Source organism: Antarctobacter sp., from assembly GCF_965277915.1.
Taxonomy (GTDB): Bacteria; Pseudomonadota; Alphaproteobacteria; order Rhodobacterales; family Rhodobacteraceae; genus Antarctobacter.
In genome coordinates, this window is record NZ_OZ255849.1 from 1,941,917 (window position 1) to 1,968,333 (window position 26,417).

Sequence of the window (26,417 nt, forward strand, 5' to 3'; positions counted from 1 at the left end):
GCGCCTCGTCCTGACATTTCCGGCCAAAAACGCGCGGTGGCCGGAAATGTCAGGACGGGTCGCCCGGTCTTTCGTCAGCCTGTCCAGATCACAGCCACATCGACGGCACACGGCCTGTCGATCCGCCGGAGGACCACACCAATGACATCCAGATCGCGTTTTTCCCTGTCCGTCTCGACCGCCTGTGTCGTGCTGGGGACCGGGGCAGCCACGCCCGCCTTTGCCCAAACCGGCGCGGAGATACTAGAGAACGTATGTTCCGCCTGCCACGTGACAAGAGAGGACGGGACGATCGAGCGCATCGACGCGGTGCGCAAGACGCCAGAGGCCTGGGACATGACGGTGGTGCGAATGATGCGCAATCACGGCGTCGCGCTCAGCGCGGACGAACGCCGCAGTATCGTGGCCTACCTGTCCGACACGCGGGGGCTGTCCATCGCGGAAACCGAGGGCTGGCGCTATATCCTTGAGAAAGAGCCGGTGGCCAGCGATGCCGGGCCGGACCAGTTGATGACCGAAACCTGCGGGCGCTGCCACTCTTACGCGCGGGTCGCGTTGCAACGGCGCACGGCAGAGGATTGGGACCACCTGATCCACTTCCACCTGGGTCAGTTCCCCTCGCTGGAGTATCAGGCGCTGGCGCGGGACCGCGATTGGTGGGGCATCGCCAATGAGCAGATCATTCCCTACCTCGCCGAGGCCTATCCCCTGGGCGACACGCCCGAAGCCTTTGCCGGCGATCTGTCGGGCAGCTACGTCGTGGCGGGGCATGAGCCGGGGCGCGGGGATTACTCCGGGACGCTGGATCTGACCGCCGCCGAGGGTGGCTATGATGTCAGCATGACCTTGGATTATGCCGATGGATCAGAGATCTATACCGGCAGCGGCATCATCTACGGTGCCGGTGAATGGCGCGCGACGCTGACATCCGGGGACGTGATGATCCGGCAGGTGATGGCGCTGAAGGATGGTGCGCTGTCGGGGCGCTGGTTCGTGGCGGATCAGGACACGGTGGGCGGACGGCTGACCGCGCTGCCCACCGAGGCCGCGCCGCAGATCCTGTCCATGAGCCCGGCCTCAGTCCCCGTGGGTCAGGCCACGGAGGTCACGCTGATCGGCAGCGGGCTGGGTGGCGATCCGGTGCTGCCCGAGGGCGTGACGGCGGAGGTGGTCGAGAGCGGCCCGAACAAGGTGGTGCTGTCGGTAACGGCGCAGGCCGAGGGCGCGCTGACCCTCGGGCTGGGCGATCTGACGGCGCCTGCCGACCTGGTGGCGCATGATGGCGTGGACCGCATCACCATCGTGCCAGAGGAGGCGATGGCGCGCATCGGTGGCAACGGCGGCCCGATCCCCAAGGTCCCGGCGCAGTTCGAGGCGATGGGATGGGCCGATGGCCCGGACGGAGAGCCGGGTACCGACGACGACCTGCCGCTTGGCGTGGTCAAGGTCAGCTGGGTCGTCGACAACTGGGACGAGGCCGCCGCCGCCATCGAGGATGCGAAATACGCAGGCAGCATCGACCAGACGGGCCTGTTCATGCCCGCGGGCGCGGGGCCGAACCCCGAGCGTTTCATGGGCACCAACAACACCGGCAACCTGAAGGTCATCGCCACCTATGACGCCGGTGCCACCCCCCTGACCGCCGAGGCGCATCTGTACGCAACCGTGCAGCGCTTTGTCGACACCCCGATCCGCTGAGGAGGCATCATGGGAGAACTGACCCTTATCAAGCACAATGCGCATCGGGTCGACGTGGATGGCCACGCGATGCTGATGCATGTGCCCAGCTCGTCGCTGTTCGAACTCGATCCCGTGTCGCAGGACGTCTACGACCTGTTTCAGCGGACCCCGGCGGTGGACGCCGAGGCGATGCGCACGTCGCTGGGCGCGCGGCACACCCCGTCCGACCTGTCGGACTGCGTCCAAAGCTTTCTGGATCTCGACATCCTGCGCGACGCGGCAGAACCGGAAGTGCCGCGCCAGATCGTCAAGGTCGAGGAAATTCCCCTGTCCACGATCATCCTGAACGTGAACACCGGCTGCAACCTGGCCTGTACCTATTGCTACAAGGAGGATCTGACCGTTCCGTCCAAGGGCGAGAAGATGGGGTTCGAAACCGCGCGACAGAGTTTCGAAATGCTGCTGAAGCAAGCGCATGACCGGGACCGCGTGAACGTAGTGTTCTTTGGCGGTGAGCCGCTGTCCAACATGCCGCTGATCCGCGCGGTGGTGGACTATGCGGTGCCGCGCGCCGCCGAAGAGGGCAAGGTGGTGGATTTCAGCCTGACCACCAACGCGACCCTGCTGACCGAGGAACTGGTGGACTGGTTCAACGCGCACCGCTTTGCCCTGACCGTGTCGATGGACGGGCCCAAGGCGCTCCACGACAAGAACCGCAAGACCGTGGGCGGCAAGGGCACCTATGACGTGGTCGAACGCAAGGTGCGGATGCTGCTGGAGCGCTACACCGCGCGGCCCGTGGGCGTGCGCGTGACGCTGACGCGCGGCGTGACGGATGTGATCGGCATCCATGACCACCTGAAGAATGACCTTGGCTTTGCCGAGGTCGGTTTCGGCCCCGCCACCTCCGGCCCGATCGCGGTGTTCAACCTGGATGACGGTGCGCTGAAACGCGTGTTCGACGATATGAAGGAACTTGGCCGCCGCTATACCGACGCCGCCTGCCGGGGCGAGAATATCGGCTTTTCCAACATGCACCAGCTGCTGACAGACATTGCCCAAGGCACGAAAAAGGCGGTGCCCTGCGGCGCGGGGCTGGGAATGCTGGCCGTGGACAAGGAGGGCGACCTGCACCTGTGTCACCGATTTGTCGGGTCGGATGAGCCGACCTATGGCAATGTGGACAGCGGCATCGATGTGCCGAAGCTGGCCGGGTTCATCGAAAAGGCGCAGGACCGGTCGGCCTTTGGCTGCAAGACCTGCCGCATCCGGTCGATCTGTGCGGGCGGCTGTTACCACGAAAGCTATGCCCGGCAGGGCGATGCCTTTGCCCCGGTCTATCACTACTGCGATCTGATGCGCGATTGGGTGGATTTCGGCATCGAATCCTATGTCCGCATCATGCAGGCCAACCCGGATTTCTTCCGCTCGCAACTGGAGCCGCGCCTATCGAAACCGGGATTGTCGAAACCCGGCCCCGCGCGCGCCCAAGCCACTGATACCGTTCAGGAGATTGCCCAATGAAACATCTCACCCCCGCAAATTCCAAGGCCAAGGCCTTTGTCGAGGCGCAGGCCGAGGGTCGCGAAGAGGAAGTCGTGGCGATGAACAGCCTTGTGGGCTGCACCACCTCGTTCGATCCCGGTTGGGAGGTAGACGCCTTTGGCGCGGTGTCCAACCTGTGCCAGCCGATGGAGGCGGACCTGTACGGTTGCGCCGATCCCTGCTGGTGGCCCGCGCAGGTGGCCGACACGCTGAACACCTACCCGGACTGGAGCGCGGGCGCCGACAACGTCGGCGAGGACTGGCGCAACCTGCAATCCGTCTTCCCCGAGCCGAAAGGATGAGCCCGATGCTGACGAAACTCCCCCTGTTGTGTGTTGCGGCCAGCCTGCTGATGTCGGCGCCGGTCGTGGCCAAGGATTACATCCTTGCGCCCGCGCGGCCTGACAAGCTGGTGATCGTGGATGCCGAGGCGATGGCCGTCGACAAGGTGATCACGCTGGAAAACGCCGGGCCGACGCCGATGATCCCGGTCATCGATGCGGTGGGCGAATTTGCCTATGTCACGGTGAACAAGTCCGAAAGCATCGTGAAGGTGAACCTGCAAACCGGTGAGACCGTGGCGCGGCGCGACCTCAGCACACCGACCGAACAGGTCAAGACCATGTTCGGGATGGACCTGTCGCCGGATGGGTCGATGTTGGCGGTGTTCGAGACGCCGATGAAAAAGCACCTGTCGCATTTCGAGGTGCTGCCGACGCGCATGTCGCTGATCGACACCGGCACGCTGGAGACGCTGAAGACCTTCGAGGTGCCGCGCCAGATCACGGTGGTGATGTTCTCGACCGATGGCAGCAAGGTCTATGGGCTGGGCCGGTCGATGCATGTCTTCGACGTGGCCACGGGTGAACACGTGGACGACTACCCGATCCAGGACTGGAGGACTGACGCCGGCTATTACCCCTCGGATGTGCTGGACGCGTGGAGCCAGTTCGAAACCTCGGACATGCTGGTGACGCCGTTCTACACCGCGCGCAGCGACATGAGCCTTGACGATCCCGAGGCCTATCGCACCGGGTTGCTGACCATGGACCTGCGCAGCGGCGAGATGGAAATGCGGGACGTGCGCACGCTGGACGTGTTCTATTTCTCGACCGCCGCGAACCCGGACCGGACCCGCGCCTATGGGGCCTATAACGTGCTGGAAAGCTTCGACCTTGTCAGTGGAGAGCCAATCAAGCGGGTGCCGCTGCCGCACAGCTATTACTCGGTCAACGTGTCGTCCGATGGGCAGACCGTCTGGCTGGGCGGGGCGCTGTCGGACCTTGCGGCCTATGACGCCGAGACGCTGGAGAAGAAGGGGCAGGTGGACATGCCGGGCGGTGCCGCCATGTCGCTGGCCAGCATCCGTATCTTCCAGCGCGACGAGTGATGGTGCGGGTTGGCATCATCGACAGTGGCCCCGCCGATCTGCGCGGGGCCGACGCAATGGCGTTTGACGGTGACGGTCGGGCGGTGGCCGCCCGGCCGGATCGTCTGGGCCACGGAACGGCGGTGGAACGCATGATCGCGCGGGCCTGCCCGCAGGCGGCGCTGCGCCATGCGCAGGTGTTCGATGATCGCGCCGTGACCTCGGCGCTGCGGGTGGCGGCGGCTTTGGACTGGCTGTGCGGGGCTGGGGACGTGCAGGTCGTGGGCCTCAGCCTTGGGCTGGCCGCGGACCGCGCGGTGCTGGCGCAGGCGGTGTCGCGGGCCGTCGCAGCGGGCGTGGTGCTGGTGGCCGCGCATCCGGCGCAGGGCCAATCGCCCTTTCCCGCCGGTTATCCCGGTGTCATCGCCGCGACGGGCGATGCGCGCTGTACCTGGGATCAGGTGTCGCATCTGCGCGGCAGGCTGTTTGGGGCCTGGTGCAATTCGCCGGAACATGGCGGGCAGGGGATGGCGGGGGCCAGCCTTGGCGCTGCGCGGCTGACCGGCCATGTGGCGGCGCTATTGTCAGCGGGGCACGCTAGGGACGCGGCCGCGATCATGGTGACATTGACGGAGCGGGCGGCTTACGCGGGCCGCGAAAGGCGTTGCGCATGAGCCTCCGCACTCGCCTCGCCCGGATGATGATCGTCCGCGTCTTTCACGGCGCCGACTGGTTGCAGCCGGTCATGGCGCGCGCCTTGCCGGGGGCGGGCTTTGTGCTGGTCCTGTCGCTGGTGGCGGCGGCGGCGGGGCTGGCCGCGCCGATGATCACCAAGTCGGTGATCGATCAGGGCATCATGGGCGGCGACATGGGTGCGCTGCTGTTCTGGGCGGCGGTCAGTTTCGCGGTGGGGTTGGCGGTGGTCGGGCTGGGCATCTTCAACGGCATGCAGCACCTGCGCGCCTCGATGCGGATGCTGGGCGATCTGCGGATGACGGTGCTGGGTGCTGCGCTGCACCGCAACCCGGCGATGCCGCCGGTGACGGTGGGCGAAATCCAGACCCGGATCGACGGCGACACCGCCGAGATCCAGAAATTCCTGTTCGATTCCTTGCTGGTCGCGGTCACGGCGCTGTTTCGGCTGGCCGGGGGCACGGTGCTTATGCTGCTGCTGGATTGGCGGCTGGCGCTGTTGCCGCTGCTGGCCGCGCCGTTCGAGCTGTGGTTCCTGACATGGGCGCGCCCCGGCACGCAGGCGCGGGCCGAGGCGGTGCGCGCCGAACGCGGCGGGCTGAACGGGCAGTTGGCGGAAACCTTCATGCAACTCGGCGGCTTGCGCGCACTGGGGGCGCTGAGCACCCGGGCCGAGGTCTTTGGTCGCCAACAGGGCGCGCTGTTCGACGCGCAAGCGCGGCAAAGGCTGTGGACCGAAGGCGTGGGCGCGGTCAGCCAGCTGCTGACGGCGGTGATGCGGTCGGCGGTGCTGTTGGTGGGCGGCTGGCTGGTCATTCGCGGCGACTGGCAGATCGGGTCGTTGGTGGCGTTTCTGGCCTATGCGACGATGATGTCGGGGCCGCTGCGCAACCTGCTGGGCCTGTACCACGCGCAGGCGCGGGCGCGGGTGGCGCTGAAGCGGCTGGAAGATGTCGTGGGCGACGGTATGGACCCCGAGGCGGGCGCACAATGTCCGGCCCGCTTTGACCGGCTGGCGTTCGAGGGCGCGCGCGGGCAGGGGGGGCAACATGCGCCGTTGAGTGCCGATCTGGAGGCCGGGCAATGGGTGCTGGTCGACGGGCGCTCGGGCATCGGAAAATCTCGCCTTCTGTCCGCCCTGATCGGGGAAACGCCGCTGGCCGAGGGGCGGATCCTGATCGACGGCACGGAGGTCGCCGGGTTCAGCCTGACCAGCCGCCGCCGGGCGGTGTCCTTCGTGCCGCAAAGGCCCTGCCTGATCCAGGGCACGCTGCGCGACAACCTGTTGTTGGGCAATAACACCCCGGAGGAGGCCGCGCTGTGGCCGGTGCTGGATCTGGTCGATCTGGCCGGTTGGGCGCGGGGGTTGAATGGGCTGGACACGGATTTGCAGGAAACCGGGGCCAACCTGTCAGGCGGGATGCAACAGCGGATCACGCTGGCCCGTGCGCTGCTGCGACCTGCGCAGGTTTATGTCTTTGACGAAAGCTTTTCCGAGATCGACGCCCCAACCTGCACCCGCATCTTGTCCGGCCTGCGGGTGCATCTGCCCGGCGCGCTGTGCCTGTTCACCGCCCACGCGGGGCCGGTGCGCGCGCAGCACTTTGACCGAATCATCGCGCTGGAGGGCGAGACGACGCAGGCACCAGGCCCAGAATCGCGGGCGCGGCTGGTGCGGGCAGGGTGATCCGCCGCTTGCCGCTTAATTGGGCAGGTCCACTTGACCCTGCACTTTCAGGGGGTTGCCCGATGGATCGGACGACGATGCAGAGCGCGGGCAATTTCCGTGCCGATTGGCAAAATGTGATAGTGTGAAAGTTCTATGAACGGCGCAGCAACACTTGGAGCCACGTCATGGAGACGTCAGTCATATCCTCGACCATTGCCCGGTCTGTCTTTGACGGGCTGACCCCGGCTGTCGGGGCGGATGTGCCGCTGTCGTTCTTTGTCACCGGGCTGGAACGGCAACGCGCGCAGCCGGGGGCGGGGCAATCGGCCTGGAGCCTGGGTGAGCAACTGCCTCTGGAGGCGCTAGGGGTGCTGGGCGATGCCATCCTGCGGGCGCCCACGCTGGGATCGGCGTTGCGCTGTTTCGTGCATGGCATCCCGCTGGTGCAAAGCAACACGGCGCTGTCGATGGAAGTTGCCGAGGACCGGGTGCGCGTGGGCTATCGCATCCTCGACCCCGATATCTGGCCCCGGCGGGCGGATGCGGAACTGACTTTGGCGATGATCCACGGGGTTTGCATGCGGTTCGGCATGGACCGTCATGCGCTGCTGGACGTCGGGTTCGAGCATGGGGCGGATGACGGCACGCAGTCGATCTCACGTTACAACCGTACCGATACCCTCTGTGACGAGAGCGAGAATTACCTCGTCTTTCCGGTGCGTTGCCTGTCACTGACGCGGCCCGATGCATTGGGAGACGGGGGGGCGCCGGACCAGCAGCTGAGCAGCCATTTGCGCCACCTGCCGGTGTCGCGCCGGGTGCGCCAGCAGATCCTGCAACGGATAGGGCAGGGCTCCATCGGGCAGGCGGAGATCGCCTGCGAACTGGGCATGTCCGAACGCAGCCTGCGACGCACGCTGGCAGCCGAGGAAACCTGTTACCACGACATCCGCGACGAATGCCGTCGGTCGATGGCGCTGGCGCTGTTGAAACGGTCCGAACTGTCGCTCAGCGATGTGGCCTTTTCGCTGGGCTATTCCGACCAGACGGCCTTTTCCCGCGCCTTTTCGCGCTGGTTCGGCGAACCGCCCAGCCGCCATTCCGTCGCCGGTTAGGCGACGCGGCTGCTTCGTCACGTCATCAAGGGTCAGCACAACCGGGGGCGCCTTGGTCGGTAACACATTGGGCGCGCCCTGTCTGGTGTCGGCTTACTGGTCAGGGCAGATAGCCAAGCGCGGTCAGCATCGCCAGTTCATCAGCGCGGCACCCGGTGACCAGTGCGAGGCGCAAGCGGTCACCTTCGCGTGTCCCCCTTTGTACATGGGCAAAGAGCTGGCCAATCTCTTCGGCGTCGAACGAGGATCAGGTGGGCAGATCAGGCTCCGGGGCGCGTGGCGTGCTAGACTTGAAGATCCTCGGCGACATGTACCGGCGTTGACCGAAAGCCCATGTCACCTGTCTGTGAGGTGGGGCACGTTCTTGGCGACGACCTTGTACCATGTGTCCGGTGATCCACGATTGGAGGTCTGTGAGGGGAGGTGGTCAATTATGAACTTGAGGGCGGGGGCAGGCGTCACATGCTCAAGACACGCGATCACAGAGTCATCTTGCAGGAACCCGCGCAGATGCCGGATCGCGGTGTCGAGATTGTTGACCGTGGTCGTCTGCAGCGGCCTGAAGCCTCGCACGTTTCCCGGTACCCGTTCGTCGATGGATTGTGAGACCGTCATGGTGATCAGGCAGCCTTTGCCTGGCGCGACGCGGTTGAAGTTAGTGTCAGGACCCATTGATTTCAGGTCCGTTGAGTGATTCACGGCTCTGAAAACGGAGCGGTGACATGTCTGATCTCTTCTGGTTGACCGAGGCGCAGATGGCGCGCCTTGAACCTTTCTTTCCCAAGGCCCACGGCAAGCCTCGTGTCGATGATCGGCGCGTCCTTAGCGGCATTATCTTCATCAATCGCAATGGATTACGCTGGCGAGATGCCCCTGCTGCCCATGGGCCTCACAAGACGTTATACAACCGTTGGAAACGGTGGAGTGACAAGGGTGTCTTCGCCCGGATGATGGCCGGTCTGGCCGCCGAGAACGGCGAAAAGAAGACCGTGATGATCGACGTGAGCAGGCGAACGCCATGCGTTCGAGTGAGCCTGCGCAAGTATCTCAAGGCCCACCGAACAGCGACCAGCATGGGCGTGAAAAAGGAGGGCGTGGACGCCTGATCGGCCGCACCAAGGGCGGCATAATACGAAGCTGCACGCCATCTGCGACAGCCAAGGACGGCCGCTGAACCTGTTCGTCACGGCGGGTCAGGTCAGCGACTATATCGGCGCATGAGCGCTGCTGGGCAGCCTGCCGGATGTCGACTGGCTGCTCGGGGACCGCGGATATGATGCCGACTGGTTCCGGGAAGCATTGAAAGACAAAGGGATACGCGCCTGCGTCCCTGGTCGGAAGCCACGGAAGAAGACCGTCAAATACGACAAGCGCCGATACAAGCGACGCAACCGCCCCTCTCGTGACATTGCCATGCAATGCACTGCCGGGCAGCGATGCGAGATCATGTTCGGCAAGCTCAAGGATTGGCGGCGTGTAGCAACACGATACGACCGTTGTCCGAAGGTCTTCCTCTCAGCCATCGCTCTCGACGCAACCGTCATCTATTGGCTATGAGTCCTGCCCCTAACGTCCGTCCATCGCAGCTTTGCCACTGCGGACCTTCGAGCATCGCGCAACTCACCCTCACGTCAGTTGACCGACTCGCGGACAAAGTGCCAATTCGCTGGACTTTCGTGGATGTCTTTTGAGGCCAGACCACGAAACCGGTTTCTTTTAAGGCATGCGCGTCTGACGGTCAGATCTGCCCGACTTCCGTTCTGAACCAATCGCCGAAAGCCAGTAGCCTCGGGTCGGGGAACTCCGTGTCCGGATAGACCAGCCAGATGCCCCTGCCGGTCGAGACGGGCGTTTCGTTCAGACGCACCAGGTGTCCCGCCGCGACATCGGCGGCAGTCAAGCGCCTGTCGGCGAGCGCCACGCCATGGCCGGAAAAGGCCAGATCGACGACCCGAGCACGGCTGCCGTAGCCGATCATCTGCTTGGGCGCCGCGCCTTCGTACCCCATCATCTCGAACCAGGAGGACCAATCGTCTTTCTGCCCATCTATGTAGCCAAGCGTCAGCTGCGCGATCTCGGCGGCTGAAAGCGGCAAGTCGCGGCCCGACACCACGGTTGGAGCCGCCACCGGCAGCAGTTGGTCGTCCTGCATGCTGATTGTCGTCAGACCCGGCCAGTTGCCCTCACCATAACGCAACCCGCCGTCCAGGTCGCTCTTGGCAAAGTCGTTCGGGGAGACGCTTATTTCCGGCTCGACCCGGATCTCGGGGTAGAGCGCATGGAATCGCGAAAGGCGCGGCAGGACGATCCTGTTGCCGTAAAACGGGGTGACGCCGATGCGCAGGGTGCCGGACATCGGATTGCCCTGAAGGTCCATCGCCGCGTTCTCGATGGTATCGAAGGCCTGAGCGAGACGTGCGGCAAACCGCTTAGCGGCATCGGTCGGTTGCACCGTCCGGCCCCGGCGGCGGAAGAGGCTCAGTCCCAAATTGTCTTCCAAGGTCTTGATCTGATGACTCACGGCCGCATTGGTCACATGCAATTCCTCGGCGGCGCGCTTGAAACTTTCGTGGCGGGCCGCCGCCTCGAAGGTGCGCAGGGCAGTCATGGGGGGCAGTCGGCGAGTCATAGATACTTGGGTAAATGAAACTCATCCACAGAGAAAGATCGTTTCATTTTTCTTTACGCCGCTGAGCCCCTAATTGTTCTTCAGACCGACAAACAACGACTGGATACCAGCGATGGCACAGGAAAAGACTCGGGCACCAGGCGAGTTGGAGCTTTGCATGATGGCGCAAGGTTGGGCCCCCGCCGATCTGCAGCGCGAGATCGCGGATGTCCGGCTGAGGGCCTCTTTCGCTTGGCCATCGCCCGCGCCCCTGATCCGGCGTCTCTACGCCTGCCTGGTCTATCCCCGTACGCGCCACACTCCGCAACCGTCGAGCGTGTAACGCCAGATTTCGAAAGGATTTCCCATGTGCGGTTTCGTCTGCCTTTGGAACATTGATGACAAAGCGCTTGCCAAGCGGATGATCGAAAAGATCGCGCATCGCGGACCTGACGAAGTCCAAGTCTCCGCCTTGCCCGGTGCGCCCGTGACAATGGCGCATTGCCGTTTGTCGATCATCGGCCCGGAGGATGGCGCGCAACCGATACGCCAGACGGGCGACATGTTGGTTGCCAATGGCGAGATCTATAATCATGCGGACCTGCGCGCGATCCTCGGAGAGGCGGCGTTTGAAACGGCCTCTGACAGCGAGACGATCCTGCACCTTTTCCGCTCTGGCAAGACCCGCTGGATTGACCGCCTGGACGGTATGTTTGCCTTTGTGCTGGCCACCAAAGACCGGATCATCGCCGCCCGCGACCCGCTTGGCATCAAGCCGCTATACGTTGCGCATCTGAAGAACGGAGTCATCTTTGCGTCAGAACTGAAGGCTTTCGACGGCATTCCGGTGGCCGGCATCGAGGCCATTCCGCCGGGTCATCTTTTCGACAGCCGCGACGGCTGGCGGCAATGGTACCGCACTCCTCAGGGCGCCGCGACGGCGGAACCCGGCTTCGACATCGGACGCGCCTCGCGTGAACTGCGTCTGGTTCTGGAGGCCGCGGTCGCCAAGTGGATGGTGGCCGATGTCGAGGTCGGCAGCTTTCTGTCTGGCGGTCTGGACAGTTCGATCATTGCGGCCATCGCGCAGAAGGTTCGGATCGCGCAGGGGCTTGGTCCGCTCAAGACCTTTGCCGTCGGCACCGAAGGCAGCCCGGACCTGCTTGCCGCGCGTGCTGTTGCCGATCATATCGGTGCCGATCACCAAGAGGCGGTCTTTACCGCGCAGGACGTGATCGATGCCCTGCCGCATGTCATCTATCATCTTGAGTCCGCGGACGTGGACCTGGTGCGCTCGGCGCTGCCCACTCTGTTTGCCGCGCGGCTTGCAAGGGCGCAGGTCAAGGCTGTACTGACCGGCGAAGGCGCGGACGAACTGTTCGCGGGTTATACCTATCACCATGCCTACGCCGACGCTCCCCGCGCGCTCGCCGATGAACTCACGCGCAGCCTTTGCACCATGCACAACATCAACCTTCAACGCGTTGACAGAGTGACCATGTCCGAAAGCCTGGAAGCACGCACGCCGTTCCTCGACCGCGACCTCATCGACTTCGCACAGTCCATCCCGGCGGAGTTGAAGATGCGGCATACGGACCCCGATGCCAGCGACGCGACTGGCCCGACGACCGAGAAATGGATCCTGCGCAAGGCCTGCGAAGATCTTTTGCCCGCCGGTCTCGTCTGGCGAAAGAAGGCGCAGTTCGACGAAGGCTCGGGCACCGTGGACGCATTGGGCGCCGCGCTGGAAAGCCTGATCGTCGGTCCGGTGACGCGGCAATCGGAGGGGGGCCTCTACGAACGTATCCTGCGCGACGCCTATGCTGACCCCGAACGCATCCTCGCCGCCGCTGGCACATGGGAGGCCGACAGGGTTCACGCAGAATAGCTGACGGTGCACTTGCGACAGAGGCAGCGCGACGTCAAATTCATGGAAATCTCTGCCTGAAACTGAGCGTGACAATAGCTCATGCCTCGCTCCGAACCGAAATTGGACATTAGATCAACGCGCAGAGATCACACCTTTGGCTCAGAGCGGACTTTTCGCAGCACAGAGGCTAGGACGAGCCGCCATGGCAAGATGGACCGCCGCTTCCAGCGCACAGCGGACCATCGCCAAGATAATCATCTCTGTGGCGCAACTTTCCCCGAACCGGCCTTTCGCAACTGGCGCGGATGTGTGGCGGTCTCACCGATGGTCGTGCCGTCCTAGGCGATTGCGCAGCAAAGCGATGGATTGGAACAGGTATTCCGACATTTTCCGGTGACTTTCCCCGGGGCGCGCTGCATTCGTTGGAGGTCAGAGCTGTGTCGGGTTGGGTGCATCTCCGTAGACACTCTCAGGATCAAAGGTCTTTTGGTCTTCGAGAAAAGCCAAGGGTTGGCCAGCATAGGGACCGACGGACACCTCTCGGTAGAAACAGGACCGGTAGCCCACGTGGCAGGACGCGCCCGACCCAGCGACCGCGACCCGAAGCCAAATGGCATCCTGATCATCATCGATCCTTGCCTCGACAACTTTTTGAATGAGACCGGACGTGGCGCCCTTGTGCCAAAGCACCTGCCTTGCCCGGCTGAAATAGTGTGCCTCGCCGGTCTGGAGGGTCAGCCGTAGTGCCTCATCGGTCATCCAGCCCAGCATCAGAACCTCACCGGTTTCGGCGTCCGAGGTGATGCAGGGCAATAGACCGTTCTCATCGAATTTCGGCGCGAGATCCGTTCCCTCCTCAACCTGCTCGACCGAGATTCGTGGTTTGAATTCGAGTTGTGTCATCGTCGCCTCTTGCGTTTAGTTATGTTATAACATAACGACCTGTCGCGCAGTACCCCGGAAATGTAAAGAAGGAGGAGATGATGGAATTTGAGGACACCCGCGTTCCGGTGACTCTCCTCACCGGTTTTCTTGGTGCGGGCAAGACAACCCTTCTGAACCGCCTGATCCGCGATCCCGAGGCCGGGCGCGTTGCCGTGATCATGAACGAATTCGGGGATGTGGGGCTGGATCACGACCTGATCGAAGAAGCCACCGAAGAAACCATCCTGATGCAGTCGGGGTGCCTGTGCTGCACGATCCGGGGGGATCTGCTGAAAACCCTCGGCAAGCTGATTGCGCGGCGCGACCGGGGCGATCTGGCTTTCGACCGCGTGGTCATCGAAACAACGGGAATCGCCGATCCGGGCCCGATCCTGCACAGTCTGATCGTGGATAGGATCGTCGGGCCCTATTTTCGAATGGATGGCGTCGTGACGCTGGCGGATGCCGCCATGGGACCGCGCACGCTCGATACCCAGTTCGAGGCCGTGCACCAGATCGCGATGGCCGACGTGATCATCCTGTCCAAGACCGATTTGGTCGCACCGGCGGAGGTCCAGAGGTTCGAAGCCCGGCTGGCCAGCATCAATCGCTCGGCCCGTCGCGTGCACGGCGATCATGGGCGGGTACCCACCGGCACCTTGTTCGGTCTCTCGGCCATGCGCGGCGGCGTGACGTCGTCCGACGTATCTAGCTGGCTGGGGATGGCCGAGGAAACGCCCGACCCCTTGGCGGGCCTGTCCGGGTTTCCGACCAAGCCCACCCCATCGGCCACCATGCCAATCTCCGGCGCCAGCGCGCATGGGGCCCATGATCACCGGATCTGCTCCGCCTCGATCGAGGTGAATGATCCAATCCCCTCCAGTATTTTCGATTTCTGGCTCGACACGCTGATTGCGCTCAAGGGCCCCGATATCCTGCGGATGAAAGGCATCGCGCATGTAGAGGGCATGAACTGGCCTTTTGTCTTTCATGGGGTTCAGCACATCTTCGACGCACCGGTGCCTCTGAAATCCTGGTCTGGCAAAGATACGACCAGCCGGGTCGTCGTGATTGCGCGGGACATCGACGAAAGCGACCTCAAGGCCAATCTCGAAACACTGCGCGTGCACCCCACACGGGCCAACGAGCAAGAAGGCGGCGAGTCTCACCAGACAGCAGATATGCCGTTCTGAGGAATGTTGCGCCATTTTGACACCTCTGAACCGCAGGTCGGTCCTGTCGTCGCGGTTGGGCCAGCCCTGTCGGTTTCAACCAAACGACTTCACCAATTCCACCGAAGCGCTGAAGACCCACGCCCCGCTGCGCGGCCTTTGGCTGACCCTCCGGCGCCTTGTCCGCTGCACTCCTTTGGGCGGCACTGGATATGATCTGGTGTCCCCTCTCTCGAATCGAAAGAACACGAAATGATCCACGTCCGCCTACCTGACGGGGCGTCCCGCGCCTTGCCTAAGTCCAGCACCGCCGCCGACCTTGCCGCGGCCATCAGCCCGAGCCTTGCGAAACGCGCCGTGGCGGTGGTGGTCGAAGGGGAGATACGAGATCTGTCAGCACCGTTGCCTGATGGTGCCGAGGTGGAGTTGATGTCGCGCGACGATCCCCGCGCGCCGGACCTGATCCGCCACGACCTCGCCCATGTGCTGGCCGAGGCGGTGCAGGCGCTTTGGCCCGGCACGAAAGCCGCCATCGGACCGGCCATCGCGCATGGGTTCTACTATGACTTCGACCGCGAAACGCCCTTCACGCCCGAGGATTTGCCCGTCATCGAAAAGAAGATGCGCGAGATCATCAAGGCGCGCAGGCCCTTCACCTGCGAAGAATGGACCCGCGATCAGGCGCAGGCGCATTTCGAGGCCGCGGGTGAGACTTACAAGCTGGCCCTGCTCGATGCGATCCCAGAGGGTGAGCCGGTCACCATCTACCGCCAGGGCGACTGGCTCGACCTGTGTCGCGGCCCGCACATGCGCCACACCGGCGACGCAGGCAGTGCCTTCAAACTGACGCATGTGGCCGGCGCCTACTGGCGCGGCGACAGCAACAACAAGATGCTGAGCCGCATTTACGGCGTGGCCTTCGCCGACAAGGCAGCGCTTGACGCGCACATGACCATGATGGCCGAGGCCGAGAAACGCGATCACCGCCGTCTCGGGCGCGAGATGAACCTGTTTCACTTCGAAGAGGTCGCGCCCGGGTCGGTGTTCTGGCACCCCAACGGCTGGCGGCTGTTCCAGACCCTGATCGGCTATATGCGCACCCGGCAGGAAGCGGCGGGCTATGTCGAGGTCAATTCGCCCGACATCATGGACCGTGCTCTGTGGGAAACCTCGGGTCACTGGCAGAACTACCGCGAGAACATGTTCCTCGCCACCACCGAGGACGACCGCGACTATGCGCTGAAACCGATGAACTGCCCCGGGCACATGCTGATCTATGGTCAGGGGGTCAAAAGCTATCGTGATCTGCCGCTGAAGATCGCCGAGTTCGGCAAGGTGCACCGGTATGAACCGTCGGGCGCGCTTCACGGGCTTCTCAGGGTGCGCAGCTTTACCCAGGACGACGCGCATATCTATTGCACGCCCGAACAACTGACCGAGGAATGTCTGAAGGTCAACGATCTGGTTCTGTCCATCTATCGCGATTTCGGGTTCGAGGACGTGCGCATCAAGCTTTCGACCCGCCCCGAAAACCGGATCGGCAGCGACGAAAGCTGGGACCGGTCCGAAGAGGCGTTGCGCACGGCGCTCGACAAGGCCGGGCATCCCTATACGATTTTCGAAGGCGAGGGTGCCTTTTACGGGCCGAAACTGGAACACGTGCTGCGCGACGCCATCGGGCGGGATTGGCAATGCGGCACCCTTCAGGTCGATTTCAACCTGCCGGAACGCTTTGGCACCACCTATGTCGCGGCCTCGGGCGAAAAACTGCCCCCCGTCATGCTGCACCGCGCGCTCTTCGGCTCGCTCGAACGCTTCACCGGCATCCTGATCGAACATCACGCCGGCCACCTGCCGCTCTGGCTCGCGCCGGTGCAGGCGGTGGTGGCGACCGTGACTGGCGCGGCGGACGATTGGGCGGTCGAGGTGGCCGAAACGATGCGCAAGGCGGGCCTGCGGGTAGAGCGTGACACGCGTAACGAAAAGATTGGCTACAAGGTGCGCGAACATGCGCTGAAGAAAGTGCCGGTTCAGATCGCCCTCGGCGCACGCGAGGCCGAGGACCGGACCGTCACGCTGCGCCGGCACGGCACCGATGAAACGCAGACGCTTGCCCTGACCGAGGTCGTGTCCCGTTTGGTGGCCGAGGCGCAGGCGCCGTGCAGCGACAGTTGAGCCCCCCGACACCCAATCTGACACGACACGGAAGGAAAGACCCTTGATTACATCACGAGATCTTCTGGCTGCACGCACCACGTGGGGCGCGCAGAAAATCGCCATCTCCAAGGCCTTCGAGGATGGCGGAATCGAGGCGGCGCGCGCAGCCGCAACGGCGCACCTGGACGCGAATTACGGCTACAACCTCGGCCCGGTGCTGTTCAAACCCACCATGGCTAGCGGCGAACAGACCTTTCGCCCGACCAAAGAGGGCGCACTGGCCTATTTCTGCGGCCATTCCGACGATTACCCGCGCGATGCCGGGTTTGCGATCCGCGGCTGGCGCGCGATGGACAGCGTGACCTCGGCCGAATTCATCGAGGGCGATGTCGCGATGTGGATGGGCTGGGTCACCCTGACCGACCGCGACGGCAACGACACCACGGTCGACAAGAGCTTTGGCTACAAGCGGGACGCCAACGGTGTGTTGCGCATCGTGCTGCACCATTCGTCCCTGCCGTTTCAGCCATAGGCCCGGGATCAAGGCAGGACACTCACGCGACGGGACAGCACTTCAGGAGGCGAGATGACGTATTATCAGGACATATTCGAAGACGCGGGCAATGCTATCTTCCGTGCGGAAACGCCGGATGCAATCGCGGCCATTCGCCGGCCCTCCTGCGCCGCAACGATCTGGCAGCGCAAGCCAACGACGCGGTTTCAGTCCTGGATCGATGCTCTCCCGCCCGAGCAGTTGCCAAGCGCGCGGATTGTCCTGCGCGCCGAAATGGTGGGCGCGGCCTTGCTCAATATGGCAGAGGCGCATGGCACGCCCGAGGGGCCGGAACGCGACCTGCTGATCGAAGATGTCTCGGCCCTTGCGGCGATCTTTGCCGATGTCATGCGGGTGAAGTACGTGCGCCTGCGGCTGGAAACCGTTACCGGCAACGCCTGCCGCAAGTTTCATCTGGATGCCGTGACCGGACGGCTGATCTGCACCTACCGCGGCCCCGGCACGCAATATGGCACCGCCGTCACGGGCACCGCGCCGCATCGGATCCACGCGGTGCCAACCGGCGCGCCCATTGTGCTGCGCGGCACCCATTGGCCCGAAAAGCCGCTGTCCGGACTTCTGCACAGGTCTCCGCCGATCGAGGGCACAGGCAGGGTTCGGTTCGTCCTCGTGCTCGACCCTGTCGATGACCCGGCACAAGCAACCAACACCGGATTCATGCACTGAAATCAACACAGGGGGCACAATCATGAAGACTCGCGCTGCCATCGCCTGGGCGCCGAACCAGCCGCTGGAAATCGAAGAAATCGACCTCGAAGGCCCGAAGGAGGGCGAGGTCCTCGTCCGGATCGTCACCACCAGCCTGTGCCACACAGACGTGTTCACCCTGTCGGGCGAAGACCCCGAGGGGCTCTTTCCCTGTGTTCTCGGCCATGAAGGCTGCGGTGTCGTCGAGGAAATCGGCCCCGGTGTGACCTCGGTCAAACCGGGCGATCACGTGATCCCGCTTTACATTCCCGAGGATCCGAACTGCCGATACATCCAGTCCGGCAAGACCAACCTTTGCCAGACAATTCGCAAGACCCAAGGCGCCGGCGTCATGCCCGACGGCACCTCGCGCTTTTCCTACAAGGGACGGGAAATCAAGCATTACATGGGCACCAGCACATTCAGCGAATACACCGTGCTGCCTGAAATCTCGGTCGCCAAGATATCCAAGGACGCGCCATTGTCGAAGGCATCCGTGATGGGCTGCGCCGTGCCCACCGGCATGGGCGCTGTGCGCAACACCGCCAAGGTCGAGGCCGGTGCAACCGTTGCAGTCTTTGGCCTTGGCGCGGTCGGCATGGCGGTAATCCAAGGCGCAGTCATGAGCGGTGCGTCAAGGATCATGGGCATCGACATCAATCCGTCGAAGTTCCTGCTGGCCAAGGCACTCGGTGCGACCGAGTGCATCAATCCCAAGGATTACGACGCCCCGATCCAGGATGTGCTGGTGGAATTGACGGATGGCGGGCTGGATTACACCTTCGAAGCGGTCGGGAACGTGGACCTGATGCGCGCTGCGCTTGAGTCCTGTCACAAGGGGTGGGGAGAGTGCACGGTGATTGGTGTTGCGGGCGCGGGCCAAGAGATTTCGACCCGTCCCTTCCAATTGGTCACCGGCCGTGTCTGGCGCGGCACTGCCTTTGGCGGGGTCAAGGGCCGAAGCGAACTGCCGGGCATGGTCGACGAATGGCTGCGCGGCGAATTCAGCGTCGATCCCTACATCACGCACCACATGACCCATGACCAGATCAATACTGCCTTCGATTTGCTTAAAGCAGGGGACTCTATTCGCTCCGTGATCCACTTCCGGCCGGACGAAACCATGACTGTGAACTCGCTGCCCGGGGTACTGGTGCCCGAGTAAGTGCGTCTCGAAGAACAGGTTTTCGGGGGCGGGAGCGCCCCCGCTCTTGTGGTGAAATGCGTCGCGCCTGTGTGCTGATCGCTCTTGCGTAATGTAATGTTATAACGTAGCAACCGTCTCGGGCATTTCAGGAGGCATGTCTGTGAACACGCGGGGACAACAGGTGCAGAGAGACGTCTTGGCCATTCTGCGCCGCGAGGGTGCGCCCCTGTCCGCCTACAAGGTTCTGGCAGAGATGCGGCGCGCGACGCCAAAGATGGCACCGACAACGATCTATCGGGCGCTGGCGGCGCTGATCAAAGCGGGCCGAGTGCATAAGCTCGAATCCCTGAACGCGTTTATCGCCTGCCGTTCGGGGCAACAGGATCACAGCGCGGTTCTGTCGATCTGCGACGAGTGCGGACAGGTTGAGGAAGCCGCGGCGCCAGAAGTTCTTGAGGCACTGTCGACGCTGGCGGGGCGCTCGGGCTTCAGACCCGTGCGCCATGTGATTGAACTCCGTGGCCAATGTGCCTCCTGCGAAAACGAAGAGGTATCCCCATGATCGATCAATGGCCGATCCTGCGCCTGCTTCTTCTGGGCGCCGGGCCGCGACTGGGCTGTGCGGCGCTGGTTGTGGCGCTTCTTTGGGCCGGATTCTTCTGGGCCACAGCCACGCCGGGGCCAACATGACCACTGCAATTGCGTTTCGGGATCTGACGCTGGGGTATGACCGGCATCCAGCCGTGCACCACCTGCAGACCGAGATCGGTGCAGGCAGCCTGACCGCTGTTGTCGGGCCGAACGGGGCTGGCAAATCGACCCTGCTCAAGGGGGTGATGGGCACCTTGTCACCGCTCGGCGGCAGCGTGACCCTTGGCGGGCTGAACCGCGACGACATCGCTTACCTGCCACAGCAAGCCGACATCGACCGCAGCTTCCCGCTTACGGTTCTGGACTTGGTATCGATGGGATTGTGGCGCGAAATCGGTGCCTTTGGCGGGCTGGGCCGGAAACAGAAGCCCCGCGTCGAAACCGCAGTCGCCGCCGTCGGGCTGACCGGCTTTGAAACCCGGCCCATCGGATCGCTGTCTGGTGGTCAGATGCAGCGGGCGCTCTTTGCCCGGCTGCTGTTGCAGGATGCACAGCTGGTCTTGCTTGATGAACCCTTTGCGGCGATCGACGCACGCACCATGGCCGACCTGATCGCCGTGATCGAAGGCTGGCACGAAGAGGGGCGCACGGTCCTGACCGTGCTGCACGATTACGATATGGTCCGGGCCCATTTTCCACGCACGCTCTTGTTGGCGCGGGAACTGGTGGCCCATGGGCCGACGCATGAGGTGCTGACGGCCGAGAACCAGTTCCGCGCGCGCCAGATGTGCGAGGCCTGCGACGGCCCGCCCCATGTCTGCGGACGGAGCGCGGCATGATCTGGGACGCGGTTTTTCAACCCTTCGCCGATTTCGGTTTCATGCGTCGGGCGCTGCTTGGCTGCATCGCGATCTCGGTCGGCGCCACACCGGTGGGTGTGTTCCTGATGTTGCGCCGGATGAGCCTGACCGGAGACGCCATGGCACATGCGATCCTGCCTGGCGCGGCGGTTGGCTACTTGGTGTCGGGCCTGTCGCTGGGCGCGATGACCATTGGCGGGTTGATCGCCGGGATGGCGGTGGCGCTGCTGTCGGGTTTTGTGACCCGCGTGACCGCCCTGCGCGAAGATGCCAGCCTGGCTGCTTTCTACCTGATCAGTCTCGCGCTTGGCGTTCTGATCGTGTCCACACGCGGCAGCAACGTGGACCTGATGCATGTCCTCTTTGGCACGGTTCTGGCGCTGGATGATGCGGCGCTGATCCTGTTGTGCGCGTTTGCCAGCCTGTCGGTTCTGGTCCTCGGGCTGCTGTTCCGGCCACTGGTGCTGGAATGTGCCGATCCGCAATTCCTGCGCTCTGTCAGCGGGCTGAGCGCGGTCACGCATTTCACCTTCCTCGCGCTGGTTGTCATGAACCTCGTCGGCGGCTTTCACGCGCTTGGCACGCTGATGGCGGTGGGCATCATGATCCTGCCCGCCGCGGCCGCGCGGTTCTGGGCGGCCGGCATCGGCGGTCTGGTCCTGATCGCGATCATCATCGCCATCGCGTCAAGCCTGATCGGCCTTCTCTTGTCTTACCATTACAGCCTGCCATCCGGGCCGGCGATCATCCTCGTGGCGGGCATTGCCTACGGGGTGTCGCTGGTCTTCGGACCGGTGGGCGGCCTAATCGCGCAGGCTCTGCCGCGCCGTCACTTCGAAGTCTGAAAGGAAAAATTCATGACCACTCGCAGAAGCTTTCTGAAATCCGCCGCCGCGATGGTCGCGTTGTCACTGGGCGGTCCCGTTGCCGCGCAGACGGCCGAGCCGACCCGCGTCGTCGCGACTTTTTCGATCCTCGGCGACATGGTCGAGCGTATTGGCGGTGAGTTCGTCAACGTGACCACCCTGGTCGGTCCGGATGGTGACGCCCATGTCTATCAACCGACCCCCGCAGCGGCACGCTCGGTCAGCGAAGCGCAGGTGCTTGTTGTCAACGGGCTGGAGTTCGAGGGGTGGCTGGATCGTCTGGTCGACGCCTCGGATTTTGATGGGGCGCGGGTTGTGGCAACTACCGGGATCGAGCCGATCGCCTTTGAGGACGATCACCATGACGATCATGATGACCATGATCACCATGATGACCACGGCGACGAGCACGCGAAAGATGCTCATCATGACGACCACGACGATCATGACGATCACCACCATGGCGCCTTCGACCCGCACGCCTGGCAGAGTTTGCGCAACGCTGTGATCTACGTGGACAATATCACCGCGGCGCTGGCGCAAGCCGATCCGGAAAATGCAGCGACCTTCTATCAGAACCGCGCGGCCTATGTCGCGGAGATCGAGGCGCTGGATGCCGAAATTCGCGCCATCGTCGCCGAACTGCCCGCGGATCGCCGGACCGTTGTCACCAGCCACGACGCCTTTCAGTATTTCGGTCGCGACTACGGGCTGACCTTCCTTGCACCTCAGGGCCTCAGCACGGAATCCGAAGCCTCGGCCCAAGATGTCGCCCACCTCATCGAGCAGATGCGCGACCAAGGCATTTCGGCGGTCTTCATCGAAAACATCGCGGACAGCCGTCTGCTGCAGCAGATCGCAAACGAGACCGGCGCGACCATCGGCGGCACGCTCTACCCCGGCGCGCTCTCCGGCCCTGACGGACCGGCACCGACGTACCTCGACATGATGCGCCACAATGCAAAGACATTGGCGCAGGCGCTGGGGTCGTAAGCGGACCGGTCGTCGCGGCGGCGCATGCCTCGGCGTGCGCCGCGCACCTGGTCACAATCGGTTGGCCGCAGCCGACCTGAAAATCCCCGTAGAGGTATCCATCCCATGACAGACACCCGCCTTCCCGTCACCGTCCTCTCCGGTTTTCTTGGTGCGGGCAAGACAACGCTACTGAACCGGGTCCTGAACAACCGCGAAGGCCGCCGCGTCGCCGTGATCGTCAACGACATGTCCGAGGTCAACATCGACGCCGACCTCGTGCGCGCCGACACCGAACTGTCGCGCACCGACGAGACCTTGGTTGAGATGTCCAACGGCTGCATCTGCTGTACCCTGCGTGACGACTTGCTGGATGAGGTCCGCAAGCTGGCTGCCGAGGGTCGTTTTGACTACCTTCTGATCGAATCCACCGGCATTTCCGAGCCGCTGCCTGTTGCTGCCACCTTTGATTTCCGCGACGAGTACGGCGACAGCCTGTCCGACGTGGCGCGGCTCGACACCATGGTGACGGTGGTCGACGCTGTGAACCTGCTGAATGACTATTCCAGCCACGACTTCCTGCGGGATCGGGGCGAAACCCTGGGCGAGGACGACGAGCGCACGCTGGTCAACCTGCTGGTCGAACAGATCGAATTCGCCGACGTGGTGATCCTCAACAAGGTGGCCGATGCCGGGCCGGAACGCACCGACGCGGCGCGCAAGATCATCCGCAGCCTGAACGCCGACGCGCAGATCATCGAAACCAACCATTCCGAAGTGGCGAGCGAAGCGATCCTCGACACGGGGCTCTTTGATTTTGAAAAGGCGCATGAGCACCCGATGTGGGCCAAGGAGCTTTATGGCTTTGCCGACCACGTGCCCGAGACCGAGGAATACGGCGTCACCAGCTTTGTCTACCGTGCGCGGCGGCCCTTTGTGCCAGAAAAGATCATGGCGGTCCTGAATGGCGACATGCCCGGTGTGATCCGGGCCAAAGGGCATTTCTGGATCGCCACGAGGCCCGACTGGGTGGCCGAGTTCTCGCTTGCCGGGGCGCTGTCCTCGGTCAAGCCGCTGGGCACATGGTGGGCGACCGTCCCGAAGGAACGCTGGCCTGATCACGACAGCGCCCGCGCCTATTTGCAGGCGCATTGGCAGGAGCCTTGGGGCGACCGACGGCAGGAGATCGTCTTTATCGGGGCCGGCATCGACTGGCCCGCGCTGAAGTCCGCGCTCGACGCAGCGCTGTTGCCCGAAGTTGCCGCCGCCGGGCCGGACAGCCTGCCGAACCTGCCTGATCCCTTCCCGCTTTGGCGTCTCGCCGAGGCTGCGGCATGAATCTGGTCCGCACAACGGTCAAGGATGCCGCGATTGGCGTTGCGGTCGCGGATACACCCGAAGGGCTTGCAGCGATCCACCGTCCGGGTTGCGCCGCGGCGATCTGGCGACGACAGCCCATGCCGACGTTTCAGGCATGGATTGACGCGCTCGACCCTTCGCAGCTTCCGCGCGCCCGTGTCTTCCTTCGGCCCGAAGCCGTTCGCGACGCAGCCTCTCAGATCTGCGCAGCGTCCGGGATGCCGGAAGATGTCGAACGGGACCGCCTGGTGGACGACGTGGCGGCGCTTGCCGACACCTTTTCGGATCTCATGCGCGCCAGGTGGTTGCGTTTGCGGTTTGACGTTGTCACGACGAACGCCTGCCGCAAGTTCCATATCGACGCTGTGACGGCGCGGCTGGTCTGCACCTACCGCGGCACCGGCACGCAATACGCCATCTCGCCGGACGGTGCGGATCCGCAAAAGGTTTTTACTGTCCCGACCGGGTCTCCGATCGTCTTGCGCGGCACATTGTGGCCCGAGCATCCGCGCTCTGGACTGTTGCATCGTTCTCCCCCGATCGAAGGCACGGGCGAGACACGCGCCGTGCTCGTGCTCGATCCGGTCGATGATCCGGAGGAAGAGGTGTGATGCAAGGCAACCTGAGATCGCAACCTGCCGAAAGAACCTGAACCTTGCGCATTGCACGCAGATCATGGGCACTGTTTGGTCTCGCGGCCCTTGCGGTCGCGGGGCCGGTCGTGGCCCATCCTCATGTGTGGATCGACGGGGGCGTCGATTTTGCCATGCGGGACGGGGACATCCTCGAGGCGCTGCAGGTCACCTGGCTCTACGATGAATTCGAAACCCTCTACATGATCGCCGAGGCAGGTTTGAGACTAGACAGCTCGGGCGGCTTGGACAACTCCGACCGCCAAGCGTTGATCCGGCACCTCAGCAACTGGCCAGAGGATTTCGATGGTTCGGCCCATTTGTCCGTTGACGGCTTGCCGGTGCCGCTTGACTGGCCCCAGGGCCTCGACGCGCAGGTGATCGACGGACGCCTGCAGATGACGTTCACCCGCCCCTTGTCCACTCCGGTGTCATTGGCCGGCCGGTCGGTCGACGTGGGCTTCTACGAAAGCACCTATTTCTTTGCCTTCTCCATCACCAACGCCCCAAGGATTTTGCCCGCACAATCGGCCTGCGCCGCCAAGGTCATTCGCTTCGATCCCGAGACTGCGCCCGACGGCCTGTTGGCAGACCTGGCGGCGCTGGACCGGGAAGAAACCCCGAAAATCGCCAACGTGGGCGCGCTCTTTGCTGACCGGATTTCATTGACATGCGGCTGATCCTTGCCTGTGTCGCGATCGTGGCCAGCTTGGCCATCGTGACGATGCTGATCGACACCTCCAGCCTTGCGGCCTGGGCGTCCCAACGGCAGCGCGCCTTCCAGACGGATTTGGCACGCGCGGTTCGCGCCCTGCAAACCGGACAACCCGGGGCCTGGATCGCCCTGATGACGGCGGCGGGATCCTACGGTTTCGTCCATGCAGTAGGACCCGGTCATGGCAAGTACCTGATCGGGGGTGTCGGCTTGGGAACCTCTGTACCAACCGCCCGGCTTTTGGGACTGGCACTTGCATCAAGCCTGGCCCAGGCGATTTGGGCTATTGTGCTGGTGTATGGCGGGTTTTCCCTGTTTGAGCTGTCGGCCCGTCGCATGACTGCATTGGCCGAGGATATTCTGGCCCCCGCCAGCTATCTCGCCATCGGTTCGGTCGGTCTGGTGCTGGTCTGGCGCGGAGTGCGTGGCCTTGCCCGTCGACAGGCGGGCCGCCGCCACGAAAACCGGCAGGCGCATCATGGGCATGAGGAGAACCGGCAACATGAGCATGTCCACGAAGGTCACGGGGCCTGCGGCTGTTATGCTCATGGGCCAACGCCGCAAGAGGTCTCTGAACTGACATCGTTCCGCGAAGCGCTGGCGCTTGTCGGAAGCATTGCGGTACGGCCCTGTACCGGCGCGATCTTCCTCTTGGTGATTGCCTGGCAGATGGAGATCCGCACCGCAGGCGCCGCCGCTGTCATGGTGATGGGCATGGGCACCGCGGCACTCACCAGCCTGGTGGCGGTTTCCAGTACCTTCGCACGCGGCATGACCTGGGCAACCGCGGATCGGGCCGGCGCGATGGCGCTTGCATTCCCCATGCTACAGGCCTTTGCCGGGGGGCTTATTGTCTGGATCAGCTTGCTTCTGTTTGGGTTGAGGTAGCCCTGATTCTGCGTTCGTTTTCTACAGCTTGCTTTGCGGTGGTCGGGCTTCGATATGTGCGGTCTTGCTGTGTGACGGAAAACGGGCGGTATTTTCGACCGTCATTCCGTAAAGGCAGCAACCGGCGATGATCTCCGGGCCAGCGTAGCTTCTTCGAAACCGTAGTGAGGCTGCCGCTCGATCAAACAGGCGACTTGCGCGACCTCGGCTGGCAACGTGAAGACCACGTCGAAACACTCGACCGGCAGCAATTCGTCCGCGCGCGCCGCCATCCAGTCGGGCACCGCCGGTCCCTGACACTTCGGGCAATGCCTCCCTTTCGGG

Annotated in this window: 26 protein-coding genes and 2 pseudogenes; 24 read left to right on the top strand and 4 right to left on the bottom strand. The window is 63.6% G+C overall.

What is annotated here, in order from left to right:
- The first annotated feature begins 141 nt into the window (after window positions 1-141).
- The 7 genes from peaA (at window position 142) to qhpR (ending at window position 8,071) form a co-directional block, all read left to right on the top strand.
- Window positions 142-1,698 (top strand): quinohemoprotein amine dehydrogenase subunit alpha, encoded by a 1,557-nt coding sequence (gene peaA / locus ACQY5B_RS10285; RefSeq protein ID WP_420325343.1) that lies wholly within the window; start codon window positions 142-144, stop codon window positions 1,696-1,698.
- A gap of 9 nt (window positions 1,699-1,707) precedes the next feature.
- Complete coding sequence (peaB, locus tag ACQY5B_RS10290; RefSeq protein ID WP_420325342.1) at window positions 1,708-3,204, top strand: quinohemoprotein amine dehydrogenase maturation protein; 1,497 nt, start codon at window positions 1,708-1,710, stop codon at window positions 3,202-3,204.
- On the top strand, window positions 3,201-3,527 hold the full coding sequence (gene qhpC, locus ACQY5B_RS10295) for a quinohemoprotein amine dehydrogenase subunit gamma (protein WP_420325341.1): 327 nt from the start codon (window positions 3,201-3,203) through the stop codon (window positions 3,525-3,527). The genes peaB and qhpC overlap by 4 nt, the downstream gene beginning before the upstream one ends.
- A gap of 5 nt (window positions 3,528-3,532) precedes the next feature.
- Window positions 3,533-4,615: a quinohemoprotein amine dehydrogenase subunit beta gene (gene peaD / locus ACQY5B_RS10300; protein ID WP_420325340.1), complete on the top strand. Its 1,083-nt coding sequence runs from the start codon at window positions 3,533-3,535 to the stop codon at window positions 4,613-4,615.
- Entirely contained in the window at window positions 4,615-5,268 is a 654-nt protein-coding gene (gene qhpE / locus ACQY5B_RS10305; RefSeq protein WP_420325339.1) for a subtilisin-like serine protease QhpE, read from the top strand. The genes peaD and qhpE overlap by 1 nt, the downstream gene beginning before the upstream one ends.
- Window positions 5,265-6,974 (top strand): ABC transporter transmembrane domain-containing protein, encoded by a 1,710-nt coding sequence (locus ACQY5B_RS10310; protein WP_420325338.1) that lies wholly within the window; start codon window positions 5,265-5,267, stop codon window positions 6,972-6,974. Before qhpE ends, ACQY5B_RS10310 begins: the two co-directional genes overlap by 4 nt.
- Before the next feature lie 167 nt (window positions 6,975-7,141).
- Window positions 7,142-8,071: an AraC-like transcriptional regulator QhpR gene (gene qhpR, locus ACQY5B_RS10315; protein WP_420325337.1), complete on the top strand. Its 930-nt coding sequence runs from the start codon at window positions 7,142-7,144 to the stop codon at window positions 8,069-8,071.
- A gap of 336 nt (window positions 8,072-8,407) precedes the next feature.
- On the opposite strand, the gene ACQY5B_RS10320 is transcribed toward qhpR, so the two are convergent.
- A complete protein-coding gene (locus ACQY5B_RS10320) occupies window positions 8,408-8,743 on the bottom strand; it encodes a hypothetical protein (protein ID WP_420325336.1) in 336 nt (111 codons plus the stop codon).
- 50 nt (window positions 8,744-8,793) lie between these two features.
- Between ACQY5B_RS10320 and ACQY5B_RS10325 the strand changes: the two are divergent.
- A pseudogene (locus ACQY5B_RS10325) lies at window positions 8,794-9,628 on the top strand (IS5 family transposase).
- Window positions 9,629-9,809: 181 nt separating this feature from the next.
- Here ACQY5B_RS10325 and ACQY5B_RS10330 read toward each other — a convergent pair.
- Complete coding sequence (locus ACQY5B_RS10330) at window positions 9,810-10,679, bottom strand: LysR substrate-binding domain-containing protein (protein ID WP_305971791.1); 870 nt, start codon at window positions 10,677-10,679, stop codon at window positions 9,810-9,812.
- Window positions 10,680-11,100: 421 nt separating this feature from the next.
- Between ACQY5B_RS10330 and asnB the strand changes: the two genes are divergently transcribed.
- Window positions 11,101-12,567 carry an asparagine synthase (glutamine-hydrolyzing) gene (gene asnB / locus ACQY5B_RS10335; protein WP_420325335.1) on the top strand — a complete coding sequence of 489 codons (1,467 nt, stop codon included), beginning with the start codon at window positions 11,101-11,103 and terminating at the stop codon, window positions 12,565-12,567.
- 411 nt (window positions 12,568-12,978) lie between these two features.
- Here asnB and hisI read toward each other — a convergent pair whose 3' ends face one another.
- Window positions 12,979-13,452, bottom strand: coding sequence for a phosphoribosyl-AMP cyclohydrolase (gene hisI / locus ACQY5B_RS10340; protein ID WP_420325334.1), 474 nt, complete (start codon window positions 13,450-13,452; stop codon window positions 12,979-12,981).
- Window positions 13,453-13,532: 80 nt separating this feature from the next.
- Between hisI and ACQY5B_RS10345 the strand changes: the two genes are divergently transcribed.
- The 15 genes from ACQY5B_RS10345 (at window position 13,533) to ACQY5B_RS10415 (ending at window position 26,093) form a co-directional block, all read left to right on the top strand.
- Window positions 13,533-14,666: a CobW family GTP-binding protein gene (locus ACQY5B_RS10345; RefSeq protein ID WP_420325333.1), complete on the top strand. Its 1,134-nt coding sequence runs from the start codon at window positions 13,533-13,535 to the stop codon at window positions 14,664-14,666.
- 55 nt (window positions 14,667-14,721) lie between these two features.
- Window positions 14,722-14,901 carry a membrane protein insertion efficiency factor YidD gene (gene yidD, locus ACQY5B_RS10350; protein WP_428400350.1) on the top strand — a complete coding sequence of 60 codons (180 nt, stop codon included), beginning with the start codon at window positions 14,722-14,724 and terminating at the stop codon, window positions 14,899-14,901.
- On the top strand, window positions 14,898-16,820 hold the full coding sequence (gene thrS, locus ACQY5B_RS10355; RefSeq protein ID WP_420325331.1) for a threonine--tRNA ligase: 1,923 nt from the start codon (window positions 14,898-14,900) through the stop codon (window positions 16,818-16,820). The genes yidD and thrS overlap by 4 nt, the downstream gene beginning before the upstream one ends.
- A gap of 43 nt (window positions 16,821-16,863) precedes the next feature.
- Window positions 16,864-17,334 carry a metal-independent carbonic anhydrase family protein gene (locus ACQY5B_RS10360; protein WP_420325330.1) on the top strand — a complete coding sequence of 157 codons (471 nt, stop codon included), beginning with the start codon at window positions 16,864-16,866 and terminating at the stop codon, window positions 17,332-17,334.
- A 54-nt stretch (window positions 17,335-17,388) separates the two neighbouring features.
- The gene (locus tag ACQY5B_RS10365; protein WP_420325329.1) at window positions 17,389-18,042 is read left to right on the top strand and encodes a DUF1826 domain-containing protein; all 654 of its coding nucleotides are present in this window, start codon (window positions 17,389-17,391) and stop codon (window positions 18,040-18,042) included.
- A gap of 22 nt (window positions 18,043-18,064) precedes the next feature.
- Window positions 18,065-19,228 carry an S-(hydroxymethyl)glutathione dehydrogenase/class III alcohol dehydrogenase gene (locus tag ACQY5B_RS10370; RefSeq protein ID WP_305971800.1) on the top strand — a complete coding sequence of 388 codons (1,164 nt, stop codon included), beginning with the start codon at window positions 18,065-18,067 and terminating at the stop codon, window positions 19,226-19,228.
- Window positions 19,229-19,406: 178 nt separating this feature from the next.
- Window positions 19,407-19,772, top strand: coding sequence for a Fur family transcriptional regulator (locus ACQY5B_RS10375; RefSeq protein WP_420325328.1), 366 nt, complete (start codon window positions 19,407-19,409; stop codon window positions 19,770-19,772).
- Complete coding sequence (locus ACQY5B_RS10380; RefSeq protein WP_420325327.1) at window positions 19,769-19,900, top strand: hypothetical protein; 132 nt, start codon at window positions 19,769-19,771, stop codon at window positions 19,898-19,900. The genes ACQY5B_RS10375 and ACQY5B_RS10380 overlap by 4 nt, the downstream gene beginning before the upstream one ends.
- Window positions 19,897-20,640 carry a zinc ABC transporter ATP-binding protein AztA gene (aztA, locus tag ACQY5B_RS10385; RefSeq protein ID WP_420325326.1) on the top strand — a complete coding sequence of 248 codons (744 nt, stop codon included), beginning with the start codon at window positions 19,897-19,899 and terminating at the stop codon, window positions 20,638-20,640. Before ACQY5B_RS10380 ends, aztA begins: the two co-directional genes overlap by 4 nt.
- Complete coding sequence (locus ACQY5B_RS10390; RefSeq protein ID WP_420325325.1) at window positions 20,637-21,506, top strand: metal ABC transporter permease; 870 nt, start codon at window positions 20,637-20,639, stop codon at window positions 21,504-21,506. The genes aztA and ACQY5B_RS10390 overlap by 4 nt, the downstream gene beginning before the upstream one ends.
- 12 nt (window positions 21,507-21,518) lie before the next feature.
- Entirely contained in the window at window positions 21,519-22,520 is a 1,002-nt protein-coding gene (locus tag ACQY5B_RS10395; RefSeq protein WP_420325324.1) for a metal ABC transporter substrate-binding protein, read from the top strand.
- A gap of 105 nt (window positions 22,521-22,625) precedes the next feature.
- Window positions 22,626-23,837: a GTP-binding protein gene (locus tag ACQY5B_RS10400; protein WP_420325323.1), complete on the top strand. Its 1,212-nt coding sequence runs from the start codon at window positions 22,626-22,628 to the stop codon at window positions 23,835-23,837.
- Window positions 23,834-24,469 (top strand): DUF1826 domain-containing protein, encoded by a 636-nt coding sequence (locus ACQY5B_RS10405; protein WP_420325322.1) that lies wholly within the window; start codon window positions 23,834-23,836, stop codon window positions 24,467-24,469. The genes ACQY5B_RS10400 and ACQY5B_RS10405 overlap by 4 nt, the downstream gene beginning before the upstream one ends.
- Before the next feature lie 110 nt (window positions 24,470-24,579).
- Window positions 24,580-25,170, top strand: coding sequence for a DUF1007 family protein (locus tag ACQY5B_RS10410; RefSeq protein ID WP_420325321.1), 591 nt, complete (start codon window positions 24,580-24,582; stop codon window positions 25,168-25,170).
- Window positions 25,161-26,093, top strand: coding sequence for a nickel/cobalt transporter (locus ACQY5B_RS10415; protein WP_420325320.1), 933 nt, complete (start codon window positions 25,161-25,163; stop codon window positions 26,091-26,093). The genes ACQY5B_RS10410 and ACQY5B_RS10415 overlap by 10 nt, the downstream gene beginning before the upstream one ends.
- Window positions 26,094-26,281: 188 nt before the next feature.
- On the opposite strand, the pseudogene ACQY5B_RS10420 reads toward ACQY5B_RS10415, so the two are convergent.
- Window positions 26,282-26,416, bottom strand: a pseudogene (locus ACQY5B_RS10420) (transposase zinc-binding domain-containing protein); the annotation flags it as partial.
- Window position 26,417 lies beyond the last annotated feature (1 nt).